This window comes from Pseudomonas sp. 2822-17 (assembly GCF_002742485.1).
Classification (GTDB): Bacteria; Pseudomonadota; Gammaproteobacteria; order Pseudomonadales; family Pseudomonadaceae; genus Aquipseudomonas; species Aquipseudomonas cyclaminis.
This window is the reverse complement of the sequence record NZ_LJRZ01000896.1, coordinates 1-235: the sequence shown is the minus strand read 5'-3', so window position 1 is coordinate 235 and position 235 is coordinate 1. Positions and strand designations below refer to the sequence as shown.

The window sequence follows — 235 nt, the reverse complement described above, 5'->3', positions numbered from 1 at the left end:
AAGGAGGTCAACAAATTAACCGCCAATAATCTCCGTTATCAATTGATTCAACTCGATTTTTTCATCAGCCGAATAGTCTTTCGCTCGCCCAAATATTGCTCCCTTCACCTTCGAGAAGACGCCTTGCATGCCATAGTTTCGCAGCATGTATCCCACTTGCATTGGCGATGGCTTTTCCTCAGAGGTTTCGAAGAATAACACTTTATTTTTCCAGAAATCCTCATCTACCCAATAC

1 protein-coding gene is annotated in these 235 nt (G+C 42.6%); it reads right to left on the bottom strand.

Annotation, left to right across the window (positions count from 1 at the left end):
• Positions 1-15: 15 nt before the first annotated feature.
• On the bottom strand, positions 16-235 hold a 220-nt coding region (locus tag AOA60_RS29625), incomplete at its 5' end, for a hypothetical protein (protein WP_218240968.1).